The sequence below is a fragment of the Sulfitobacter pacificus genome, assembly GCF_030159975.1.
Classification (GTDB): Bacteria; Pseudomonadota; Alphaproteobacteria; order Rhodobacterales; family Rhodobacteraceae; genus Sulfitobacter; species Sulfitobacter pacificus.
On sequence record NZ_BSNL01000001.1, the window covers coordinates 1,065,778 to 1,083,118 of the forward strand.

A 17,341-nucleotide genomic window follows, 5' to 3' on the forward strand; every position below is an offset into this window, starting at 1 on the left:
CGGCTTAGCGCGCCCGCAGCAAAGGCGACAGGCTGGTCGAGATCGCAAAGAGGATCGCGGCAGCCGTGACAATGCTGGGCCCTGTGGGCGTGTCAAAGTGGAAGGAACCGATCAGCCCCGCAGCCACAGCAATTGCGCCAAGCGCCATGGCACAAAGGGCCATCATTTCCGGCGTGCGTGCAAAGGGGCGGGCGGCAGCGGCAGGGATCACCAGCATGGCGGCGATCAGCAAGGCACCAACAACCTTGAGCGCAACCGCCACTGTCACCGCCAATGCAAAGGTCAGGATCAGTTGTTCGCGCTTCGGATGCCCCCCGGAGGCTGTGGCCAGATCGGGGTTCAGTGTGGCCGTCAGCAAGGCTTGCCAGCGCCATAGCAGCAACAGCGCAACCAATATGGCGCCAGACCAGATCAGCAGGACGTCGCCCTTGGTTACGGCGAGAATATCACCGAATAAATAGGCAGAAAGATCAACGCGTTGCCCCGGCACGAGTGAGACCGCGACAAGCCCCAGTGCCAGCCCCGCATGGGCCAGAACCCCCAATAGAGTATCCGTACTGACGTTATGGTCGGACAGGGTGCTGACGACCAGGGCCATGGTAAGGGCTACAACCAGAACACCGCTGATCACCGGCAGGTCCATGGCCAGCGCAAGCGCGACACCCAACAGGGCCGCATGGCTGGTGGCATCCCCGAAATAGGCCATCCGCCGCCAGACCACAAAACAACCCAGCGGTGCTGCGGCCAAGGCGACGCCAAGGCCCGCAAGGGCGGCGCGAAAAACAAAATCGTCCATCATTGGCAATGCTCGTGGCTGTGGTCATGATCGTGGGAATGGTGATGCGCGTGGTCATGCTGGTGCCGGTAGAGCGCCAGCGTGCCTTGGGTGCCGGTGCCAAACAGGGCGCGGTATTCCGGCGCATCCGCGACGATTTCGGGGGTGCCTTCGCAACAGATATGACCGTTCAGGCAAAGCACCCGATCAGAGGCGGCCATAACCACATGCAGATCATGTGACACCATCAGCACCGCAAGGTTCAGCGCACTGCGAACCTCTTCGATCTGGCGGTAAAAAGCGGCGGCGCCGGGTTGGTCCAGCCCCTGTGTTGCCTCGTCGAGAATCAAAATGTCCGGTGCCCCCAGCAGGGCGCGGGCCAGTAAAACGCGCTGGAACTGACCGCCGGAAAGCGAAGTCATCTGGGCACCGCTGAGCTCTGGCACGCCCGCACGGGTCAAAACCCCTTGTATGTCATCCGCTTTTTGACGTTTGGGCAGGTTCAGAAAACGATGGACGGTCAGCGGCAGCGTGGCGTCAATATGCAGCTTTTGCGGCACGTAACCGATGCGCAGCCCTTCCGCCCGTGTGACACTGCCCGACTCCGGTGCCAAGGCCCCGATCAATGCCCGCAACAGACTGGATTTTCCCGATCCATTGGGACCGACAATCGTCACGATCTCGCCCCGCTCGATGGCAAAGCTGACATCGCGCAGCACCGGTGTGCCGCGATACCCAAGGGTTAGGTTGCGGGTCTGGATCAGGCTCATGCGGGCGCGTCCTGACAGGCAGGGCACAGCCCTTCGGCCTCGACCACGGTACGTTCAATCTGAAAACCCGCCTCCACAGCGGCCTCGTTCAATCGGCCCTTGGCAAGGGTGGTATCCGCTTCGGCCACGGATTTGCAGGCGCGGCAGATCAGAAAGGCAGGCATTTGGCATTCCCCCAGATGGGCGCAGGCAATATAGGCATTCAGCGCCTCGATCTTATGCGCGAATCCGGCCTTTACCAGAAAATCCAGCGCGCGGTAAGCCACGGGCGGCTGTGCGCCCAAGCCTTCGGCGGCAAGATCCGCAAGCAGATCATAGGCCCCCAATGCGCGGTGATCCGCCAGCAGGATTTCCAAGGCCCGGCGGCGCACTGGCGTCAGGCGCAAGCCGTTGTCTGCACAATGGCGATCGGCCTTTTGCAAGGCATCCGCGACACAGCTGCCGTGATCATGAGGGGCAAATCCGATGGTGCTCATAGGGGGTCTCCAAACATCAGCTATTGATATGTTATAACATACACTGTAGCAAGCCCTCGCATTTATCTGGAGGTCACCTATGCGTTTTCTATTCCTTGCCCTGTCCTTGCTGCCAGCCGTGGCGCGGGCAGATGTGCCTGCTGTGGCGGTGGATATCGCCCCTGTGCACAGCCTTGTGTCCCGAGTGATGCAGGGGGTTGGCACCCCTGATCTGGTGATCCCAGCCGGTGCATCGCCGCATGGCTATGCAATGCGCCCCTCCGAAGCGCGCAGCCTGAGCGGCGCGGATCTGGTGGTGTGGGTCGGAGCGGGGCTGACGCCATGGTTGGCAGATCCGATTGAGGCCCTGGCCCCCAATGCAGAGAAACTGGCCTTGATGGATGCGCAGGGCATGTCCCTGCTTGGGTTCCGCGAGGGCGCCGGATTTGGTGAGGCGGGCCACGATCATGGGCACGGCCATGATGATCACGGGCATGATGACAAGGACCACGAGGGCCATGACGATCACGCACATGAGGACAAGGACCACGAGGGCCACGACGATCACGCGCATGAGGACAAGGACCACGAAGGCCACGACGATCACGCGCATGAGGACAAGGATCACGAAGGCCACGACGATCACGCACATGAAGACAAGGACCATGAAGGTCACGACGACCATGGACATGAAGGCCATGCGCATCATGGCGACGGGCAGGACCCCCATATCTGGCTGGACCCCGCCAATGCTGCGGTCGCACTCGATGCTATCGCCAAGGCGCTGGCCGCATTGGACCCCGGAAATGCCCCCACCTATCTTGAAAACGCACAACAGGGGCAGGCAGAACTGGCGGAGTTGACGCAGGAGCTTACTTCACAATTGAGCGAAGCAAAGGGCCGTCCCTTTATCGTATTTCACGACGCCTACCACTATTTCGAGGCACGTTTTGGCACCGAAGCTGTTGCTGCGGTCAGCGCAGGGGATGCCGCCACACCGGGGCCCGCGCGGATTTCAGCATTGCGCGCTCAGGTCACGGAGGCGGCACCTGTCTGCGCCTTTGCAGAGCCACAGATGAATACTGCCCTGTTGCAAACCGTGTTTGAAGGGCAGGATACCAAGCTGGCCATGCTTGACCCGCTGGGGGCGACGCTGACACCGGGGCCGGACCTTTATGGCGAGATGATCCGTGGGATCGCGACATCGATGGCAGAGTGTCTGAACCCCTAAGGCTGTTCTGTCTATCATCGGGGAAGGCGGGCTGTTTCGAATAACGGCCCGCCTTCGGCAGTCATGCGCGTTGCCTCGGCTTTTGGCGAGGTCAACAGGCACTTGAAAAGGAAAGCAGGGCACGCCGGTGAGATGACCAAAGGGCGGCCTTATCCCAACCTGTTGTGAACAATTTTACGTGTTACTGTCTGCAGCTATGTCTTACAGTCATATGGGTTCAAACCCTTATGTGCTTTGCCGCATCCGGTCTGAACCGGACGTTAACCCCATTGTCATCACGTCGGGCTAAGACGGCAGCGGCCCGGATAAGCGCCTCACGTCGCTGTGCCCCCCTTGAAGCTCCCTCGGCCCGCGACTAATCTGATACTAACAGTTCTGCAGGTATGGTCCCGCAGACGCAGATACAGGCAAGCACAGATGAATGATCCCTATGAAACCTACATGAACCTTGTCCCGATGGTGGTTGAACAGACCAGCCGGGGGGAACGGGCCTATGATATTTTCTCACGGTTGTTGAAAGAACGGATCATTTTCATCAATGGTCCCATTCACAGTGGCATGAGCCATCTGGTTGTGGCGCAGCTGCTGCATCTTGAGGCGGAAAACCCGTCCAAGGAAATCAGCATGTACATCAATTCACCCGGTGGTGAAGTTTCTGCCGGCCTGTCGATTTATGACACCATGCAGTATATCCGCCCCAAAGTCTCCACGCTGATCTGCGGCATGGCGGCGTCCATGGGGTCTGTCATCGCGATTGGCGGTGAAAAAGGCATGCGTTTTGCCCTGCCAAATGGCGAGGTGATGGTGCACCAGCCCTCTGGCGGCTCACAGGGGAAGGCAACGGATATCCTGATCTCCGCGCGCCACATTGAGCGGACCCGCGAACGGATGTACCAGCTTTATATGAAACATTCCGGTCAGGATTATGAGACCGTGCAAAAGGCGCTGGATCGTGACCTGTGGATGACACCGGACGAGGCGCTGGAGTGGGGCCATATCGACGAGATTGTCGCAAACCGCGGCAAGGAAGACGATGGCGATGCACCGAAAACCAAGCCCAAGAAGGGCAAAGGCGACAAGTAAGACAAAGCTTTAGGCGCTGCGATTTTGCGATTGTAGCGCCCAAGGCACTGGCTTAGTGTTTGAGGCAAGGACCGCGCGTCACAGTTGATGCGCAAAATTCACGACAGACCTGAAAGGGCTGACATGGCGAATAATTCCGGCGGTGATAGTAAAAACACCCTCTACTGTAGCTTCTGCGGCAAAAGCCAGCATGAGGTCCGCAAGCTGATTGCGGGTCCGACTGTGTTCATCTGTGATGAATGCGTCGAACTCTGTATGGATATCATCCGCGAAGAGACCAAGGCATCCGGCCTGAAGGCCACCGATGGTGTGCCGACACCCAAGGATATCTGCGAGGTACTGGACGATTATGTGATCGGTCAGGCAACGGCGAAACGGGTGTTGTCCGTGGCTGTGCACAACCACTACAAACGGTTGAACCACGCCCAGAAGGGCGGCGATATCGAACTGGCGAAATCCAACATCCTGCTGATCGGCCCGACCGGTTGCGGCAAGACCCTGTTGGCGCAAACGCTGGCGCGGATTCTGGATGTGCCGTTTACCATGGCGGATGCAACCACGCTGACCGAAGCCGGTTATGTGGGCGAGGATGTGGAAAACATCATCCTCAAATTGTTGCAGGCCTCTGAATACAACGTGGAACGCGCGCAGCGCGGCATCGTCTACATCGACGAAGTGGACAAGATCACACGCAAGTCTGAAAATCCCTCGATCACCCGTGACGTATCGGGGGAAGGTGTGCAGCAGGCCTTGCTGAAGCTGATGGAAGGCACGGTGGCCTCTGTGCCGCCACAAGGCGGGCGCAAACATCCGCAGCAGGAATTCCTGCAGGTTGACACCACGAACATCCTGTTCATCTGTGGCGGGGCCTTTGCCGGCCTGGACAAGATCATCGCCGCGCGCGGCAAAGGGTCGGCCATGGGTTTTGGCGCGGATGTGCGTGATAATGATGCCCGTGGCGTGGGCGAGATCTTCACCGATCTGGAGCCGGAAGACCTGTTGAAATTCGGTCTGATTCCGGAATTTGTCGGCCGTCTGCCGGTGCTGGCAACGCTGGAAGATCTGGATGAAGATGCGCTGGTGACGATCCTGACCCAGCCGAAGAATGCTTTGGTAAAGCAGTATCAGCGGTTGTTCGAACTGGAAGATACCCAGCTGAACTTTACCGATGATGCATTGGCTGCAATTGCTAAACGGGCGATTGAACGCAAGACCGGTGCGCGCGGGTTGCGCTCTATTCTTGAGGATATCCTGCTGGATACCATGTTTGATCTGCCGGGCCTGGAATCGGTGAATGAGGTGGTGGTGAACGAAGAATCGGTGACCTCGGATGCTGCACCTTTGATGATCCATGGTGAGGCGGAAAAAGAGCCTGCGACAGCGGGTTAATCCTTTAACGTTCTCATTCTCAGAGTTTTGAAAGGGCGTGTCTTGGACGCGCCCTTTTGTTTTATGCCGGGGGGAGAGGGCTGCGGGGCTCACCAATACCAACATTGGTTTGCGCCCCCCTTAGCATGATCCCTGCCTGCCAGTTGGTCGCAACGCCCTCAAGTCAAATGGCCGTCTCCCGCAAGCGGGGCCCGCGGCAATTTAACTTGACGCCGCCGCGTCCAACAGGCTGTCTGTGCTCAGGCAAGGGCGGCTCCGAAACCAACAAGGATATGGCGATGAAGCGGATACATTCAGGCGGGGAATTTGAGGCAAAGATCGGCTATTGCCGGGCGGTAGTGGCGGGTGGTTTTGTCCATGTGGCCGGCACCGTGGGGCAGGGGGAGGATGTGGTCAGCCAATGCCGTCATGCGCTGGAGGTGATTGGCAAAGCATTGGAGGAGGCCGGTGTGGGTTTTGCCGATGTGGTGCGGGTGACTTATATGCTGCCGGATCGGGCGGAGTTCGCCTCCTGCTGGCCGCTTCTGGCCGAGGTTTTCGGGGAGAACCCGCCAGCGGCAACAATGATTGAATGCGGCTTGATCGACCCCAAGTATCGCATCGAGATTGAGGTCACTGCGCTGTTGCCGGTTTAGCGGTGGAACTCTGGAGAGGGATCCGAGTATCTCGATCATCAAACGCTGCCTGAAATCACGGATTTCAACGGGTTAGAGGACGAGGCGAGTTTCAAGCTACTTCGAAAACGCTTTAGGTTACTTCCTCAAAGCGGTCGCCAAGGCGGGATTGTACTTCCGCCGGTTCCAGCGAGATCCAGGGTTTGCCGGTTTTGGAAATGAAACCTGCCTCTGCCAGAGAGGATTGCAGGGCGGGCATGTCCAGCTCGCCCATCCACATCCGTGGCTTTGCCGCGCCAAGGGGTTTCCATGAACGCAGCAGATGGGTGATGCTGACCGGCGCGCGGCCGGTGAACGCCTCCAGATGGCGTTCCAGGTTACGTGTGGCACCGGAGGGGCGGCGCACGATCATGGCCACTTCGGTAGCGGGGTCAGCGACCATGGCCAGCATATGCAGGGTGGACCCTTCGGCGGCGATGACCTTTTTTGCCCCTTTATAGGTTGCGATCTGATGATGGATGTCGTGTTTCTCGGGGTGGTAGATGGTGTAACCTTCTGCGTTCAGCCGTGCTTCCAGTTCCGGTTCGCCAATCAGATTGCCGCGCCCTGAGGGCAGTTTGCTGCGGCTGACATAGAGCTTGTCCGGCCCGTCCGCCGCGACGCTTTTGGCAAAATTCTTGGCAAAAGCATCACGGAAGGCATCAGTGCCGGTGATCATCGGGCCAAGGCCAAACCCCTGTCCGGGCACAATAAGCCGTTCGACCTGTTCAGGGGCGGCAGCGCAGGCCACCGGCGCATCAGTGCCCATCAGGCGCACAAGATCCCGTTGAAACTGTGATACCTCATCCGCATTGCGGGGGCGTTTGGGCACAAACAGGATGCCGTCAATCTCTTCGTTCAGATGGTCAAGTGCCCAGAGCCGCGACATGCTTTCCACCAGAAAATGACCAAAATGCATCCAGAGCACCCCACCCCAGAGCCAGGTGCCCTTGCGGGTCTTTAACGGGCCTTCGGGCATTTGTGGTGCGATGGTCAGGGCCCGTCCGTTGCGCCACAATGCCCCTTCGGCATGATAACTGCCCTCGGCGGTGAGAACCCCGGCTTGCTGTACAAAATCCTGTTCATGCGGAGGCACGACAATGGCATTTTCCAAACTGGTGGTTTCGCTGGTCCATGCCAGATCGGGCAAGGGGCCTTGCAAGGCGACATCGCGCACGCAGGTCCAGACAAAGCGGGTGCAATGATCAGAGAGTTTGGCGAAACCAGCCTTTTCAATCAAGGTTTTACATTCGCGCATGCCCTCGCGCCCGTACACATCGGGGTGGAACTCGATCACAATGGCGCGGATGCCGTCAAGCGACGCATGGCGCAGAAAATCAAGTTCGCCGCCTTCGATATCCATCAACAGGACATCGGGGGCGAGGTCCTTGTGCAATTTGGCATATTGCGCTGTCGGCACGTCAACGCGGGTGGTCGCGCGGTTGTTGTCTTCGATCAGGGATGACCCGAGATAGGAGTTGCGGATGTGAAAGGCGACAGTCTCGGGTGCGTCAGCTGCGCTGATCAATACCTCGTTGCGCACCTCAATGGTCTTGCTAAGCCGGTTCAGTTTGTAAAGCGCATTGATATGTTCGATCAGGTTTGGATTGGCCTCAAAAGACACAACTTTGCTGGGCTTGCCGTTCTTGGCGACAATCGCGCCGACCAAGCCGATACCGGCCCCCATTTCCAGCACCTTGTCGCCTTCGCGTATGACTTCAAGCGCGCCGGCGATTTCCTGCCCTTCATAGCGCGCGGCGTTGATCCGTTCGATCCGCACTGGCGTCAGCATCGGGCTGTCAGGCACCTTTACCCCGTGGCATTCGGCTACATGTTTGCCAGCCGCTGCTTTGGCAGATGCAGCTTTGGGTTTGGCTGTCTTGGCAGGCATGGGAATTGTCTCCGTTTTTGAAACAATAGCTTTCCGGGCGTCTAGGGCCAATGGCTTTGCGAAATCTGCGAAATTTGCACTGCTGACACGAGTCTTTGCCGCAACACTTGTACAGGTCTGCTGGACGCGGCCCGCGCAGTGGTGCATAACCGGAGCAAGTTGAGCGCGGAGAGCATCATGGGCATTCTGAACACTATTTTCCGGGGATTGACCTGGTGGCACGGCAACACCCTGAACACCCAGCTTTGGAGCTGGCGTAAAGGTGTTAAAGTGGGCGAGGACGAGCAGGGGAATACCTATTTCCGTAACGCCGATAACACCCGTCGTTGGGTCATGTTCAACGGCGAGATGGAGGCAAGCCGCGTGTCACCTGATTGGCACGGCTGGCTGCACCACACCTGGGATGAACCGCCCACGGACAAGCCGATGGTGCATAAGCCATGGGAAAAACCACATGTCGAGAATCTGACCGGCACCATGTTGGCCTATGCGCCGGCGGGATCGCTGCGTAAGGAATCACCAAAAGACCGCTCTGACTACGAGGCATGGAGCCCGGAGTGACCACGCCGATGCGTTCCTTTCTGGCTGTGCTTGTAACCCTTGGCGGGCTGGCTGCTGCGCCATTGGCTGCGCAGGAAGTCAGCAATGCGCCCGGCGGTGTTTTGCGTGCGCTTGACAAGACGTCGGGCCAGACCACCGATTTTGAAATGCGCGCGGGTCAGGCGTTTCGCATGGGATCATTGCAGATTGTGATGAAAGAATGCCGCTACCCTGCGGGCAACCCCTCGGGCAATGCCTATGCCGGGTTGGAGATTTCGGAGAATGGCAAAGAGGGGGTGTTGTTCTCGGGCTGGATGATTGCCTCTGCGCCGGCGTTATCTGCGCTGGAACACCAACGTTATGACGTTTGGGTCATTCGCTGCACCACCTCGTGAAGTGGTAAAACCTCTACGGATGTGAAGCTGGCATGCTGCGATGTCGCCTGCGCCAGCCGCGTGTGATAGGCGCGGCGGCTGATTTCGATGGCCCCGAGGGAGGCCAGATGAGCCGTCAGGAACTGTGTGTCAAACAGCTGGAAACCCGCCCGGTTCAGGTGATCGACCAAACCGGCCAAAGCCATTTTGGAGGCATTGCTGCGGCGCGAAAACATGCTTTCCCCAAAAAACGCAGCGCCCAAGGTAACGCCATAGACACCACCAACCAGTTCTTCCCCGTCCCAGATTTCAAAGGAATGTGCTTTGCTTCTGGCATGTAAGGCTGTGTAAAGCTGGGTGATTTCGGCATTGATCCAAGTCTCTGCACGATCCGCACAGGCCGCAACCACCGCATCAAAATCACTGTTGATCCGTACCGTGAAGGGGCTGCGCCGCATGACGCGGGCAAGGGAGCGGGAAATGTGAAAACCGTCCAGCGGTAGGATCCCGCGATGTTCAGGGTCGACCCAGAAAATTTCCGGATCATCGCGGTGCTCTGCCATCGGGAAAATCCCGACGGCATAGCCCTGTAGCAAGAGTTCCGGTGTTAGATCCGACATTGCCGGTCAGGCATTGCCAAGATTGGTTTCCAACCAATGTTCCAGCCAGTGGATATTGTAATCCCCTGAATGGATGTCCGGCTCTGCCAGAAGCGCGTGAAACAGCGGAACGGTGGTATCCACCCCGTCGACGATCAATTCGCCCAAAGCGCGGTGCAGGCGCGCCAGCGCCTCTGTGCGGTCGCGACCATGTACGATCAGCTTACCAATCAGGCTGTCGTAATAGGGTGGAATCGAATAGCCGTCATAAAGGGCGCTGTCCATCCGCACACCCAATCCACCCGGTGCGTGATATTGCGTGATCCGACCGGGGCAGGGGGTGAAGTTCGGCAGTTTTTCGGCGTTGATGCGCACCTCTATCGAATGGCCGTTGATCTTGAGGTCGTCCTGCTGGAACGACATGTCCAAGCCTGATGCCACACGAATTTGTTCGCGCACCAGATCAACGCCAAAGATGGCTTCGGTCACCGGATGTTCGACCTGCAAACGGGTGTTCATTTCGATGAAATAGAATTCGCCGTTTTCATAAAGAAACTCGATTGTACCGGCGCCGATATAGTTGATGTCGGCCATGGCATCGGCACAGACCTTGCCAATACGCGCACGTTCCTTGGGTGAAATCGCCGGGCCGGGGGCTTCTTCGAACACTTTCTGGTGGCGGCGTTGCAGTGAACAGTCGCGCTCCCCCAGATGCACCGCGCGGCCCTTGCCATCACCGAAAACCTGAATTTCAATGTGGCGCGGCGTGGTCAGATATTTCTCGATATAGACTTCGTCATTGCCGAAATTTGATTTACCCTCAGCCCGCGCAGTCTGGAACGCACGTTCCATATCCTTGGCGGTTTCGGCCACTTTCATGCCCTTGCCACCGCCGCCAGCTGTGGCCTTGATGATGACAGGATACCCCATTTCCTCGCCAAGCGCCTTGGCTTCCTCAAGGGTGGCCACGCCGCCAGCAGAACCGGGCACACAGGGCACGCCCAGCTTTTTCATGGTTTCCTTGGCGGTGATCTTGTCACCCATCACGCGGATATGTTCGGCTGTGGGGCCGATAAAGGTTAGCCCGTGATCCTGCACCACCTGCACAAAACCTGCATTTTCAGACAGAAACCCATAGCCGGGGTGGATCGCCTCGGCGCCGGTGATTTCACAGGCGGCGATGATGGCAGGGATCGACAGATAGGATTGTGTCGACGATGGCGGGCCAACGCAGACCGATTCATCCGCCATGCGCACATGCATCGCATCGCTGTCGGCTGTGGAATGCACAGCGACAGTGCCGACGCCCATCTCGCGGGCAGCCCGGATCACCCGCAGGGCAATCTCACCCCGATTGGCGATAAGGATTTTATTGAACATTTGCGACCACCCTATTCGATGATGACCAGCGGTGCGCCGAACTCAACCGCATCGCCGTCACCGACCAGGATGCGCTTGATTGTGCCTGAGCGCGGGGCGGGGATGTGGTTCATGGTTTTCATCGCCTCAACGATCAACAGCGTATCCCCTTCAGAGATCGCAGCCCCGACAGAGATGAACGCGGGCGCACCCGGTTCCGCCTGCATATAGACGGTGCCGACCATTGGTGAGGTCACGGCACCGGGGTGGCTGGCGGGGTCCGCGGCATCGTCAGCTGCGGCGGCTGCCGGGGCGGCAATTGCTGCTGGGGCCGCGGCGGCGGGTGCCGGGGCGCTGGCCTGTATCTGCTGCGGTGCCGCCATGATTTGCTGTGGCGGCTTGCGGCTGACGCGTACGTTCAGACTGTCATCCTCGGCATAGTCGCGCTTGACCTGCAACTCCGTCAGGTCATTTTCGTTCAACAACTCGGCCAGTGCCCGGATGAAAGCCACATCCGCGTCATGGGTATTTTTAGTCATATTATCCTCGACTTGTCCCTTGTCCGGCGGTTTCATGCGCCGTGACGTCAGGGTCGCTTATAGGCCAATGTGCCCTGCGTGAAAAGCCGCCAGTTGTCTGGGGCAGACTTGGCATGCATGGTGCACCTGCAAGGAGAGGCAAGATGAATCAGGCACATTGGCTGATCCGGTCGGCAGAGAAGACCCCCAAGGCTCCGGCGCTGTTTTCCGGCAGGCATATGGTGGCAGAGTATGCCGATTTTGCGGATCAGGTGCGCCGCTGTGCCGGTTGGCTACAGATGCAGGGCGTGACCCCCGGTGACCGGGTGGCGATTTTCATGAAGAATACACCGGATTTTCTGGTGCTGCTCTACGGGATCTGGGCTGCAGGTGCGGCGGCTGTGCCGATCAACGCCAAGCTGCACGCCCGCGAGGCCGCTTTCATTGTGCATAATGCCGGGGCGGATCTGGTGCTGGCCAGCGGGGTGCAGGCCGCGGCATTGGATGAAAACGGTGGTGACACACGGGTAGTGGACATCGAAAGTGATGGGTTTCAGAAAGATGTCCGCGCTGCGCCTCCGGTCAAGGACGTCGTGCCGCGCGGCGGTGATGATCTGGCCTGGCTGTTCTATACCTCGGGCACCACGGGGCAGCCCAAAGGGGTGATCATCACCCATGGGATGCTGGCCTCCATGGCACGGAGCTATGCTATGGATGTGGATATCGTGCGCGCCGAGGATGCGGCACTTTATGCGGCCCCGCTTAGCCATGGTGCCGGGTTATATGCGGTGATGCATGTGCAAGCGGGGGCGCGCCATATTTGTCCGGCATCCGGCGGGTTTGAACCCGAAGAGATACTGGATCTGGCCGAACATCACGGTTCAATTCACATGTTTGCCGCGCCCACGATGGTCAAACGCCTGACGCAACGGGCGCGAGAACTTGGTGCAAAGGGTCTTGGGTTGCGCACCGTCGTCTATGCGGGTGGGCCGATGTATCTTGCTGATATCCTTGAGGCTTCTGACTGGTTCGGACCGGTCTTTGTGCAGATTTATGGACAGGGTGAATGCCCGATGGGGATCACCGCGCTCTCCCGTTCAGATGTGATCGAACGCAGCCATCCTAATTGGCGCAGCCGACTGGGATCGGTCGGACGGGCACAAGCGGGAATCACGTTGCGGATAGCAGGGGCTGACGGGATGCCCGTGCCCGCGGGAACGGCAGGCGAAATCATGGTGCGCGGGGCGACGGTGATGCCGGGCTATTGGCGCAACCCAAAGGCGACCTCTGCCACACTGCGCGATGGGTGGTTGATGACAGGGGATGTCGGGGTGCTGGACGAGGCCGGCTATTTGACCCTGAAGGACCGCAGCAAGGATGTGATTATCACTGGCGGGTCAAACGTCTATCCGCGCGAGGTGGAAGAGGTGTTGTTGACGCATGACGCCCTGCGCGAGGTGTCGGTGATTGGCCGCCCCCATGACGTCTGGGGGGAAGAGGTTGTTGCCTTTATTGTGGGAGACGCGGAGGAGGCGGCCCTTGACCGGCTTTGTCTGGAAAACATCGCGCGGTTCAAACGGCCCAAGGCATATGTCCGGCTCGATGCGCTGCCCAAGAACAATTACGGCAAGGTTTTGAAAACTGAACTGCGCGCCTTACTTTCGCGAGGGTAGGCGAAAGTTCTTAAAATTTTCGGGACGGACTTTCCAAAAAAAAGTCCGATCCCGTTTGCAAGCAGGGTGGATCAGATCGCGAGGTATTCCGCACGCAGCTCCGCATTGTCCAGAACTTCCTGTGCTGTGCCGTCAAAGACGATCCCGCCAGTGTCCAGAATCACCGCACGGTCCGCCAGTTTCAGTGCCCGCACCGCATTCTGTTCCACCAGAATCGTTGTGATGCCCTGTTCCTTGATGATTCCCAATGTCTTTTCGATCTCATCGACAATCACCGGGGCCAGACCTTCATAGGGTTCATCCAGCAACAAAACCTTGATGTCGCGCGCCAGGGCGCGGGCGATGGCCAGCATCTGCTGTTCGCCGCCCGACAGGGTGATGCCGTCCTGTGATTTACGTTCCCCCAGGCGCGGGAACAGATCGTAGATGCGTTCCAGCGACCAGCCGATAGGGGGGGCGATTTGTGCCAGCTTCAGGTTCTCCTCAACCGTCAGGCCGGGGATGATCGAACGGTCTTCGGGGACCAGTCCCAAACCCGCCTGCGCGGCTTCAAAGGACTGCATGTTGTGCAATGGCTGATGGTCCAGCCAGATTTCACCCTTATGCACTTCCGGCGAGGACATCCGCGCCATGGCCCGCAGGGTCGAGGTCTTGCCTGCCCCGTTGCGCCCCAAGAGCGCGAGGATCTCGCCCTCATGCACGTTAAAGCTGATGCCCTGCACGATGTAGCTTTCGCCGTAATAGGCCTCAAGGTTCCAGACCGACAGAAAGGCCGGTGCCGTGGCCGCATGATTTGCGTTTTTCTCAAGCGTTTGGGTGGTCATTGTCTTGATCCTTTTTGACAGCGGGGTGGGCCAAAGCCGACCCTGCGGGGCCACAGAGGGGTAGGGGAATGGGGGGCAAAAACCGCCCCCGGATATTAAGCGGCTTCCTGCACTTCGCCCAGATAGGCTTCGCGCACTTTCGGGTGGCCCTTGATCTTGTCCGGTGTGTCCTCGACCAGCGGTGTGCCCTGCGCCAGAACCGTGATCCGGTCCGCCAGCGAGAACACCACATGCATGTCGTGTTCGATGATGGCGATGGTGATGTCGCGCTCTTCCTTGATCTGCTTCAGCAGGTCGATGGTGTTGTTGGTATCGGCCCGCGCCATGCCGGCGGTGGGTTCATCCAGCAGCAACAGTCGGGGATCCTGCGCCAGACACATGGCAATCTCAAGCCTGCGTTTATCACCGCGCGACATGGAGGAGGCCATCATCTCGCGTTTGTCGATCAAGTTCATATCAACCAGCATCTCTTCAGCCTTGGAGATGATGTCGCGCTCCTGGCCGATGCTTTCCAGCGCATGCATGCGGAACGCACCGTCGCGTTTGGCAAAACAGGGGATCATCATGTTTTCCATGACGCTCAGATCGCCAAAGATTTCTGGCGTTTGAAACACCCGGCTGATGCCCATCTGGTTGATCTCATAGGGTTTGCGCCCCAGCACCGATTGCCCGTCAAACATCACTGAACCCGTGTCGGGGATCAGCTTGCCTACCAGACAGTTCAGCAGGGTGGATTTTCCCGCACCGTTGGGCCCGATGATCGCATGGCAGGAGTTTTCCGCGATGTTGAGGTTCACGTCGCCCAATGCCTGAAGGCCGCCAAACCGCTTGCCCACATTTTTAACTTCAAGAATAGCCATGATGTCTTTCCTTATTCTGCGGGGGTTTTGGTGGCGTCAGTGGTATCGTCCGAAGCGTTTTTGCCGCGGAACAATTTGGCGATGCGTTGGCCGCCTTCGACCAGACCACCGGGCAGGAAGATCACAACCAGCATGAACAACAGTCCCAGCGTCAGGTGCCAGCCTTTGCCCACAAAGGGGTAAACCAGTGCGATCATCACATCCTCAATGCCGTCGGGCATAAAGGCAAACCATTGTTCCAGAACCGATTTGTTGATCTTGGAAACGATGTTTTCCATGTATTTGATGAAACCTGCGCCCAGTACAGGCCCGATCAACGTGCCGGCACCGCCAAGGATGGTCATCAGAACAACCTCACCCGATGCGGTCCAGAACATGCGTTCCGCCCCCACCTGTGTGTCCATCGCCACCAGCAGCCCACCGGCCAGACCGGCATACATGCCAGAGATTACAAAGGCGGCCAGCGTATAGGGTTTGGTGTTGAGGCCGGTATAGTTCATCCGCTGTTGGTTGGATTTCACCGCCCGCAGCATCATGCCGAAAGGCGAACGGAAGATGCGGATCGACAGATAGAATGCGATCAGCATGACAATCGCTGCGATGTAGTAACCGGCGTTAAAGGTGAACACCCAGTTGCCCATCGACAGTTCAAACCCGGCATTCATTTCCAGACCAAACAGATTGGCACGTGGTGATTTCCCGGCTTCCAGCGCCCCATCAAGGATACGCGGATCGTCATATTTCGGCTGCAGGCCCGTTTCACCACCGGTGATGGGTGTCAGCACCGAATAGGCCAGCGCATAGGACATCTGTGCAAAGGCCAGTGTCAGGATCGAAAAGTAGATGCCCGAGCGGCGCAGGGAGATCCAGCCAACCAGCAGCGAGAACACCCCGGCAATCAGCACCGAAACGATGATGGCAGGCACCACATTCATGGTCAGCAGCTTCATCATCCAGATTGCAGCGTAAGACCCCACACCCAGAAAGGCGGCATGCCCAAAGCTGAGGTAGCCGGTCAGGCCAAACAGAATGTTGAAGCCGATGGCGAAGATGCTGAAGATCACCAGTCGCTGCATCAGGTCAGGATAGCCCGCGTTGAACTGCGCCATGGCAGAGCCCTCGGGGAAGGGGTTGAGGATGAAGGGAGCGGCCAGGGCAAGGAATGCCACGATCAGCAGCAGCCCTGCGTCTTTTTTGTTAAGTCCAAACATGTTCTTATTCCTCCATCACGCCTTTGCGCCCCATCAGGCCGCGTGGTCGGGTCAGCAAAATGATGATCGCTACAAGGTAGATGATGATCTGGTTGATACCGGGAATCAGCTCCAGCACCACCGCCATAGAGGCAAAGCTCTCAAGGATACCCAGCAGAAAGCCCGCCAGCACCGCACCGGGCAGGGAACCCATGCCGCCGACAACCACAACCACAAAGCTGAGCACCAGAAAATCCATACCCATATGGTAGTTGGGCGAGTTGATGGGCGCATACATCACACCGGCAAGCCCGGCCACCGCAGCGGCAATGCCGAACATGATGGTAAAGCGTTTGTCGATATTGATGCCAAGGAGGCCTACCGTTTCACGATCCGCCATACCGGCACGCACAACCATGCCGAAGGTGGTGAATTGCAGGAAGGCAAAGACTGCCCCGATGATCACCGCCGAAAAGGCGAAGTAGACCAAGCGCCAGTAGGGATAGATGATTGTATTGGCATCAAACCCCAGCATCGCGCCAAAATCAAAGGAGCCGGCAAAGACCGCAGGGGCGGGCGTCGGAATAGGGTTTGCACCGTAGAAATACTTGATCACTTCCTGCAAGACGATTGCCAGACCAAAGGTCACCAGAATTTGGTCAGCATGGGGGCGTTTGTAGAAGTGTTTGATCAACCCGCGCTCCATGATGAAGCCGATGGCGAGCATGACAGGTATGGTGAACAGGATTGAAAGGGGCACGGCCCAGTCAATCACAAAGTCGCCGGTCGCCTGTCCGAAAATTTCGTGAATATAGGGGACTTCGACTTTCAGCGGATTGCCAAGGAAGTCCTTTTGGGTTTCGTCGATAATCGTGTGGCTGAACGACAGCATCTTGCTGAAGGTTACGGCACAGAAGGCACCGATCATAAACAGCGCGCCGTGGGCGAAGTTCACCACCCCGAGCGTGCCGAAGATCAACGTCAGACCCAAAGCGATCAGCGCATATGCGGATCCTTTGTCCAGACCGTTGAGAATTTGCAGGATAATTGCGTCCATGGTGCCCCACCTCCAAGCGCGGTCAGCCCATATGGGCCAAGGTCAGGGCGAAGAATATCTTCGCCCTGAAAGTTCAGTTAATTAAGTAAGTTAGCTGAGT

Annotated in this window: 18 protein-coding genes; 7 read left to right on the forward strand and 11 right to left on the reverse strand. The window is 58.2% G+C overall.

The genetic code is table 11. The features are described 5' to 3' along the window. Nucleotides 1-4: 4 nt before the first annotated feature. The 3 genes from QQL78_RS05380 to QQL78_RS05390 are packed head-to-tail and all read right to left on the reverse strand — an operon-like array spanning nucleotide 5 to nucleotide 2,021. A complete protein-coding gene (locus tag QQL78_RS05380) occupies nucleotides 5-799 on the reverse strand; it encodes a metal ABC transporter permease (RefSeq protein ID WP_284371302.1) in 795 nt (264 codons plus the stop codon). Further along, the gene (locus QQL78_RS05385) at nucleotides 796-1,545 is read right to left on the reverse strand and encodes an ATP-binding cassette domain-containing protein (protein ID WP_284371304.1); all 750 of its coding nucleotides are present in this window, start codon (nucleotides 1,543-1,545) and stop codon (nucleotides 796-798) included. The genes QQL78_RS05380 and QQL78_RS05385 overlap by 4 nt, the downstream gene beginning before the upstream one ends. After that, nucleotides 1,542-2,021: a transcriptional repressor gene (locus QQL78_RS05390; RefSeq protein ID WP_284371306.1), complete on the reverse strand. Its 480-nt coding sequence runs from the start codon at nucleotides 2,019-2,021 to the stop codon at nucleotides 1,542-1,544. The genes QQL78_RS05385 and QQL78_RS05390 overlap by 4 nt, the downstream gene beginning before the upstream one ends. A gap of 79 nt (nucleotides 2,022-2,100) precedes the next feature. On the opposite strand from QQL78_RS05390, the gene QQL78_RS05395 reads away from it, so the two are divergent. The 4 genes from QQL78_RS05395 (at nucleotide 2,101) to QQL78_RS05410 (ending at nucleotide 6,338) form a co-directional block, all read left to right on the forward strand. Then, nucleotides 2,101-3,231 carry a zinc ABC transporter substrate-binding protein gene (locus tag QQL78_RS05395; RefSeq protein ID WP_284371308.1) on the forward strand — a complete coding sequence of 377 codons (1,131 nt, stop codon included), beginning with the start codon at nucleotides 2,101-2,103 and terminating at the stop codon, nucleotides 3,229-3,231. A 417-nt stretch (nucleotides 3,232-3,648) separates the two neighbouring features. Beyond that, nucleotides 3,649-4,314 carry an ATP-dependent Clp protease proteolytic subunit gene (locus tag QQL78_RS05400; RefSeq protein WP_284371310.1) on the forward strand — a complete coding sequence of 222 codons (666 nt, stop codon included), beginning with the start codon at nucleotides 3,649-3,651 and terminating at the stop codon, nucleotides 4,312-4,314. Nucleotides 4,315-4,437: 123 nt separating this feature from the next. Then, nucleotides 4,438-5,703 carry an ATP-dependent Clp protease ATP-binding subunit ClpX gene (gene clpX, locus QQL78_RS05405; protein ID WP_284371312.1) on the forward strand — a complete coding sequence of 422 codons (1,266 nt, stop codon included), beginning with the start codon at nucleotides 4,438-4,440 and terminating at the stop codon, nucleotides 5,701-5,703. 272 nt (nucleotides 5,704-5,975) lie between these two features. Then, entirely contained in the window at nucleotides 5,976-6,338 is a 363-nt protein-coding gene (locus QQL78_RS05410) for a RidA family protein (RefSeq protein WP_284375455.1), read from the forward strand. Between the two features lie 112 nt (nucleotides 6,339-6,450). Here the strand turns inward: QQL78_RS05410 and QQL78_RS05415 are convergent, their stop codons facing one another. Continuing rightward, nucleotides 6,451-8,247 (reverse strand): FkbM family methyltransferase, encoded by a 1,797-nt coding sequence (locus tag QQL78_RS05415; RefSeq protein ID WP_284371314.1) that lies wholly within the window; start codon nucleotides 8,245-8,247, stop codon nucleotides 6,451-6,453. A 177-nt stretch (nucleotides 8,248-8,424) separates the two neighbouring features. Between QQL78_RS05415 and QQL78_RS05420 the strand changes: the two genes are divergently transcribed. Beyond that, nucleotides 8,425-8,808 (forward strand): NADH:ubiquinone oxidoreductase subunit NDUFA12, encoded by a 384-nt coding sequence (locus QQL78_RS05420; protein WP_284371316.1) that lies wholly within the window; start codon nucleotides 8,425-8,427, stop codon nucleotides 8,806-8,808. Next, nucleotides 8,805-9,182 (forward strand): DUF2155 domain-containing protein, encoded by a 378-nt coding sequence (locus QQL78_RS05425; RefSeq protein ID WP_348540749.1) that lies wholly within the window; start codon nucleotides 8,805-8,807, stop codon nucleotides 9,180-9,182. Before QQL78_RS05420 ends, QQL78_RS05425 begins: the two co-directional genes overlap by 4 nt. Here QQL78_RS05425 and aat read toward each other — a convergent pair. From aat to accB, 3 genes are read right to left on the reverse strand one after another with little or no spacing between them, the layout of a single operon-like run. Next, nucleotides 9,146-9,781, reverse strand: a complete 636-nt coding sequence (gene aat, locus QQL78_RS05430) for a leucyl/phenylalanyl-tRNA--protein transferase (RefSeq protein WP_284371318.1) — start codon at nucleotides 9,779-9,781, stop codon at nucleotides 9,146-9,148. The genes QQL78_RS05425 and aat overlap by 37 nt on opposite strands. A gap of 6 nt (nucleotides 9,782-9,787) precedes the next feature. Beyond that, nucleotides 9,788-11,140 (reverse strand): acetyl-CoA carboxylase biotin carboxylase subunit, encoded by a 1,353-nt coding sequence (accC, locus tag QQL78_RS05435; protein ID WP_284371319.1) that lies wholly within the window; start codon nucleotides 11,138-11,140, stop codon nucleotides 9,788-9,790. 11 nt (nucleotides 11,141-11,151) lie between these two features. Continuing rightward, nucleotides 11,152-11,658 (reverse strand): acetyl-CoA carboxylase biotin carboxyl carrier protein, encoded by a 507-nt coding sequence (gene accB / locus QQL78_RS05440; protein ID WP_284371321.1) that lies wholly within the window; start codon nucleotides 11,656-11,658, stop codon nucleotides 11,152-11,154. 143 nt (nucleotides 11,659-11,801) lie between these two features. Between accB and QQL78_RS05445 the strand changes: the two genes are divergently transcribed. Then, nucleotides 11,802-13,310 carry an AMP-binding protein gene (locus QQL78_RS05445; RefSeq protein WP_284371323.1) on the forward strand — a complete coding sequence of 503 codons (1,509 nt, stop codon included), beginning with the start codon at nucleotides 11,802-11,804 and terminating at the stop codon, nucleotides 13,308-13,310. Between the two features lie 71 nt (nucleotides 13,311-13,381). Here the strand turns inward: QQL78_RS05445 and QQL78_RS05450 are convergent, their stop codons facing one another. The 4 genes from QQL78_RS05450 to QQL78_RS05465 all read right to left on the reverse strand — a co-directional run bounded on the left by QQL78_RS05450 (nucleotide 13,382) and on the right by QQL78_RS05465 (nucleotide 17,241). Next, nucleotides 13,382-14,134 carry an ABC transporter ATP-binding protein gene (locus tag QQL78_RS05450; RefSeq protein ID WP_284371324.1) on the reverse strand — a complete coding sequence of 251 codons (753 nt, stop codon included), beginning with the start codon at nucleotides 14,132-14,134 and terminating at the stop codon, nucleotides 13,382-13,384. Between the two features lie 95 nt (nucleotides 14,135-14,229). After that, the gene (locus QQL78_RS05455; RefSeq protein WP_284371325.1) at nucleotides 14,230-14,994 is read right to left on the reverse strand and encodes an ABC transporter ATP-binding protein; all 765 of its coding nucleotides are present in this window, start codon (nucleotides 14,992-14,994) and stop codon (nucleotides 14,230-14,232) included. 11 nt (nucleotides 14,995-15,005) lie between these two features. Beyond that, nucleotides 15,006-16,205 carry a branched-chain amino acid ABC transporter permease gene (locus QQL78_RS05460; RefSeq protein WP_284371327.1) on the reverse strand — a complete coding sequence of 400 codons (1,200 nt, stop codon included), beginning with the start codon at nucleotides 16,203-16,205 and terminating at the stop codon, nucleotides 15,006-15,008. A 4-nt stretch (nucleotides 16,206-16,209) separates the two neighbouring features. Further along, nucleotides 16,210-17,241 carry a branched-chain amino acid ABC transporter permease gene (locus tag QQL78_RS05465; protein WP_284371329.1) on the reverse strand — a complete coding sequence of 344 codons (1,032 nt, stop codon included), beginning with the start codon at nucleotides 17,239-17,241 and terminating at the stop codon, nucleotides 16,210-16,212. Between the last annotated feature and the right edge of the window lie 100 nt (nucleotides 17,242-17,341).

Excerpts from the sequence above, each read along its gene's own strand:
- QQL78_RS05380 (WP_284371302.1), bottom strand. The coding sequence starts at position 799 with ATGATGGACGATTTTGTTTTTCGCGCCGCCCTTGCGGGCCTTGGCGTC.
- QQL78_RS05385 (WP_284371304.1), bottom strand. The coding sequence starts at position 1,545 with ATGAGCCTGATCCAGACCCGCAACCTAACCCTTGGGTATCGCGGCACA.
- QQL78_RS05390 (WP_284371306.1), bottom strand. The coding sequence starts at position 2,021 with ATGAGCACCATCGGATTTGCCCCTCATGATCACGGCAGCTGTGTCGCG.
- QQL78_RS05395 (WP_284371308.1), top strand. The coding sequence starts at position 2,101 with ATGCGTTTTCTATTCCTTGCCCTGTCCTTGCTGCCAGCCGTGGCGCGG.
- QQL78_RS05400 (WP_284371310.1), top strand. The coding sequence starts at position 3,649 with ATGAATGATCCCTATGAAACCTACATGAACCTTGTCCCGATGGTGGTT.
- clpX (WP_284371312.1), top strand. The coding sequence starts at position 4,438 with ATGGCGAATAATTCCGGCGGTGATAGTAAAAACACCCTCTACTGTAGC.
- QQL78_RS05410 (WP_284375455.1), top strand. The coding sequence starts at position 5,976 with ATGGCGATGAAGCGGATACATTCAGGCGGGGAATTTGAGGCAAAGATC.
- QQL78_RS05415 (WP_284371314.1), bottom strand. The coding sequence starts at position 8,247 with ATGCCTGCCAAGACAGCCAAACCCAAAGCTGCATCTGCCAAAGCAGCG.
- QQL78_RS05420 (WP_284371316.1), top strand. The coding sequence starts at position 8,425 with ATGGGCATTCTGAACACTATTTTCCGGGGATTGACCTGGTGGCACGGC.
- aat (WP_284371318.1), bottom strand. The coding sequence starts at position 9,781 with ATGTCGGATCTAACACCGGAACTCTTGCTACAGGGCTATGCCGTCGGG.
- accC (WP_284371319.1), bottom strand. The coding sequence starts at position 11,140 with ATGTTCAATAAAATCCTTATCGCCAATCGGGGTGAGATTGCCCTGCGG.
- accB (WP_284371321.1), bottom strand. The coding sequence starts at position 11,658 with ATGACTAAAAATACCCATGACGCGGATGTGGCTTTCATCCGGGCACTG.
- QQL78_RS05445 (WP_284371323.1), top strand. The coding sequence starts at position 11,802 with ATGAATCAGGCACATTGGCTGATCCGGTCGGCAGAGAAGACCCCCAAG.
- QQL78_RS05450 (WP_284371324.1), bottom strand. The coding sequence starts at position 14,134 with ATGACCACCCAAACGCTTGAGAAAAACGCAAATCATGCGGCCACGGCA.
- QQL78_RS05455 (WP_284371325.1), bottom strand. The coding sequence starts at position 14,994 with ATGGCTATTCTTGAAGTTAAAAATGTGGGCAAGCGGTTTGGCGGCCTT.
- QQL78_RS05460 (WP_284371327.1), bottom strand. The coding sequence starts at position 16,205 with ATGTTTGGACTTAACAAAAAAGACGCAGGGCTGCTGCTGATCGTGGCA.
- QQL78_RS05465 (WP_284371329.1), bottom strand. The coding sequence starts at position 17,241 with ATGGACGCAATTATCCTGCAAATTCTCAACGGTCTGGACAAAGGATCC.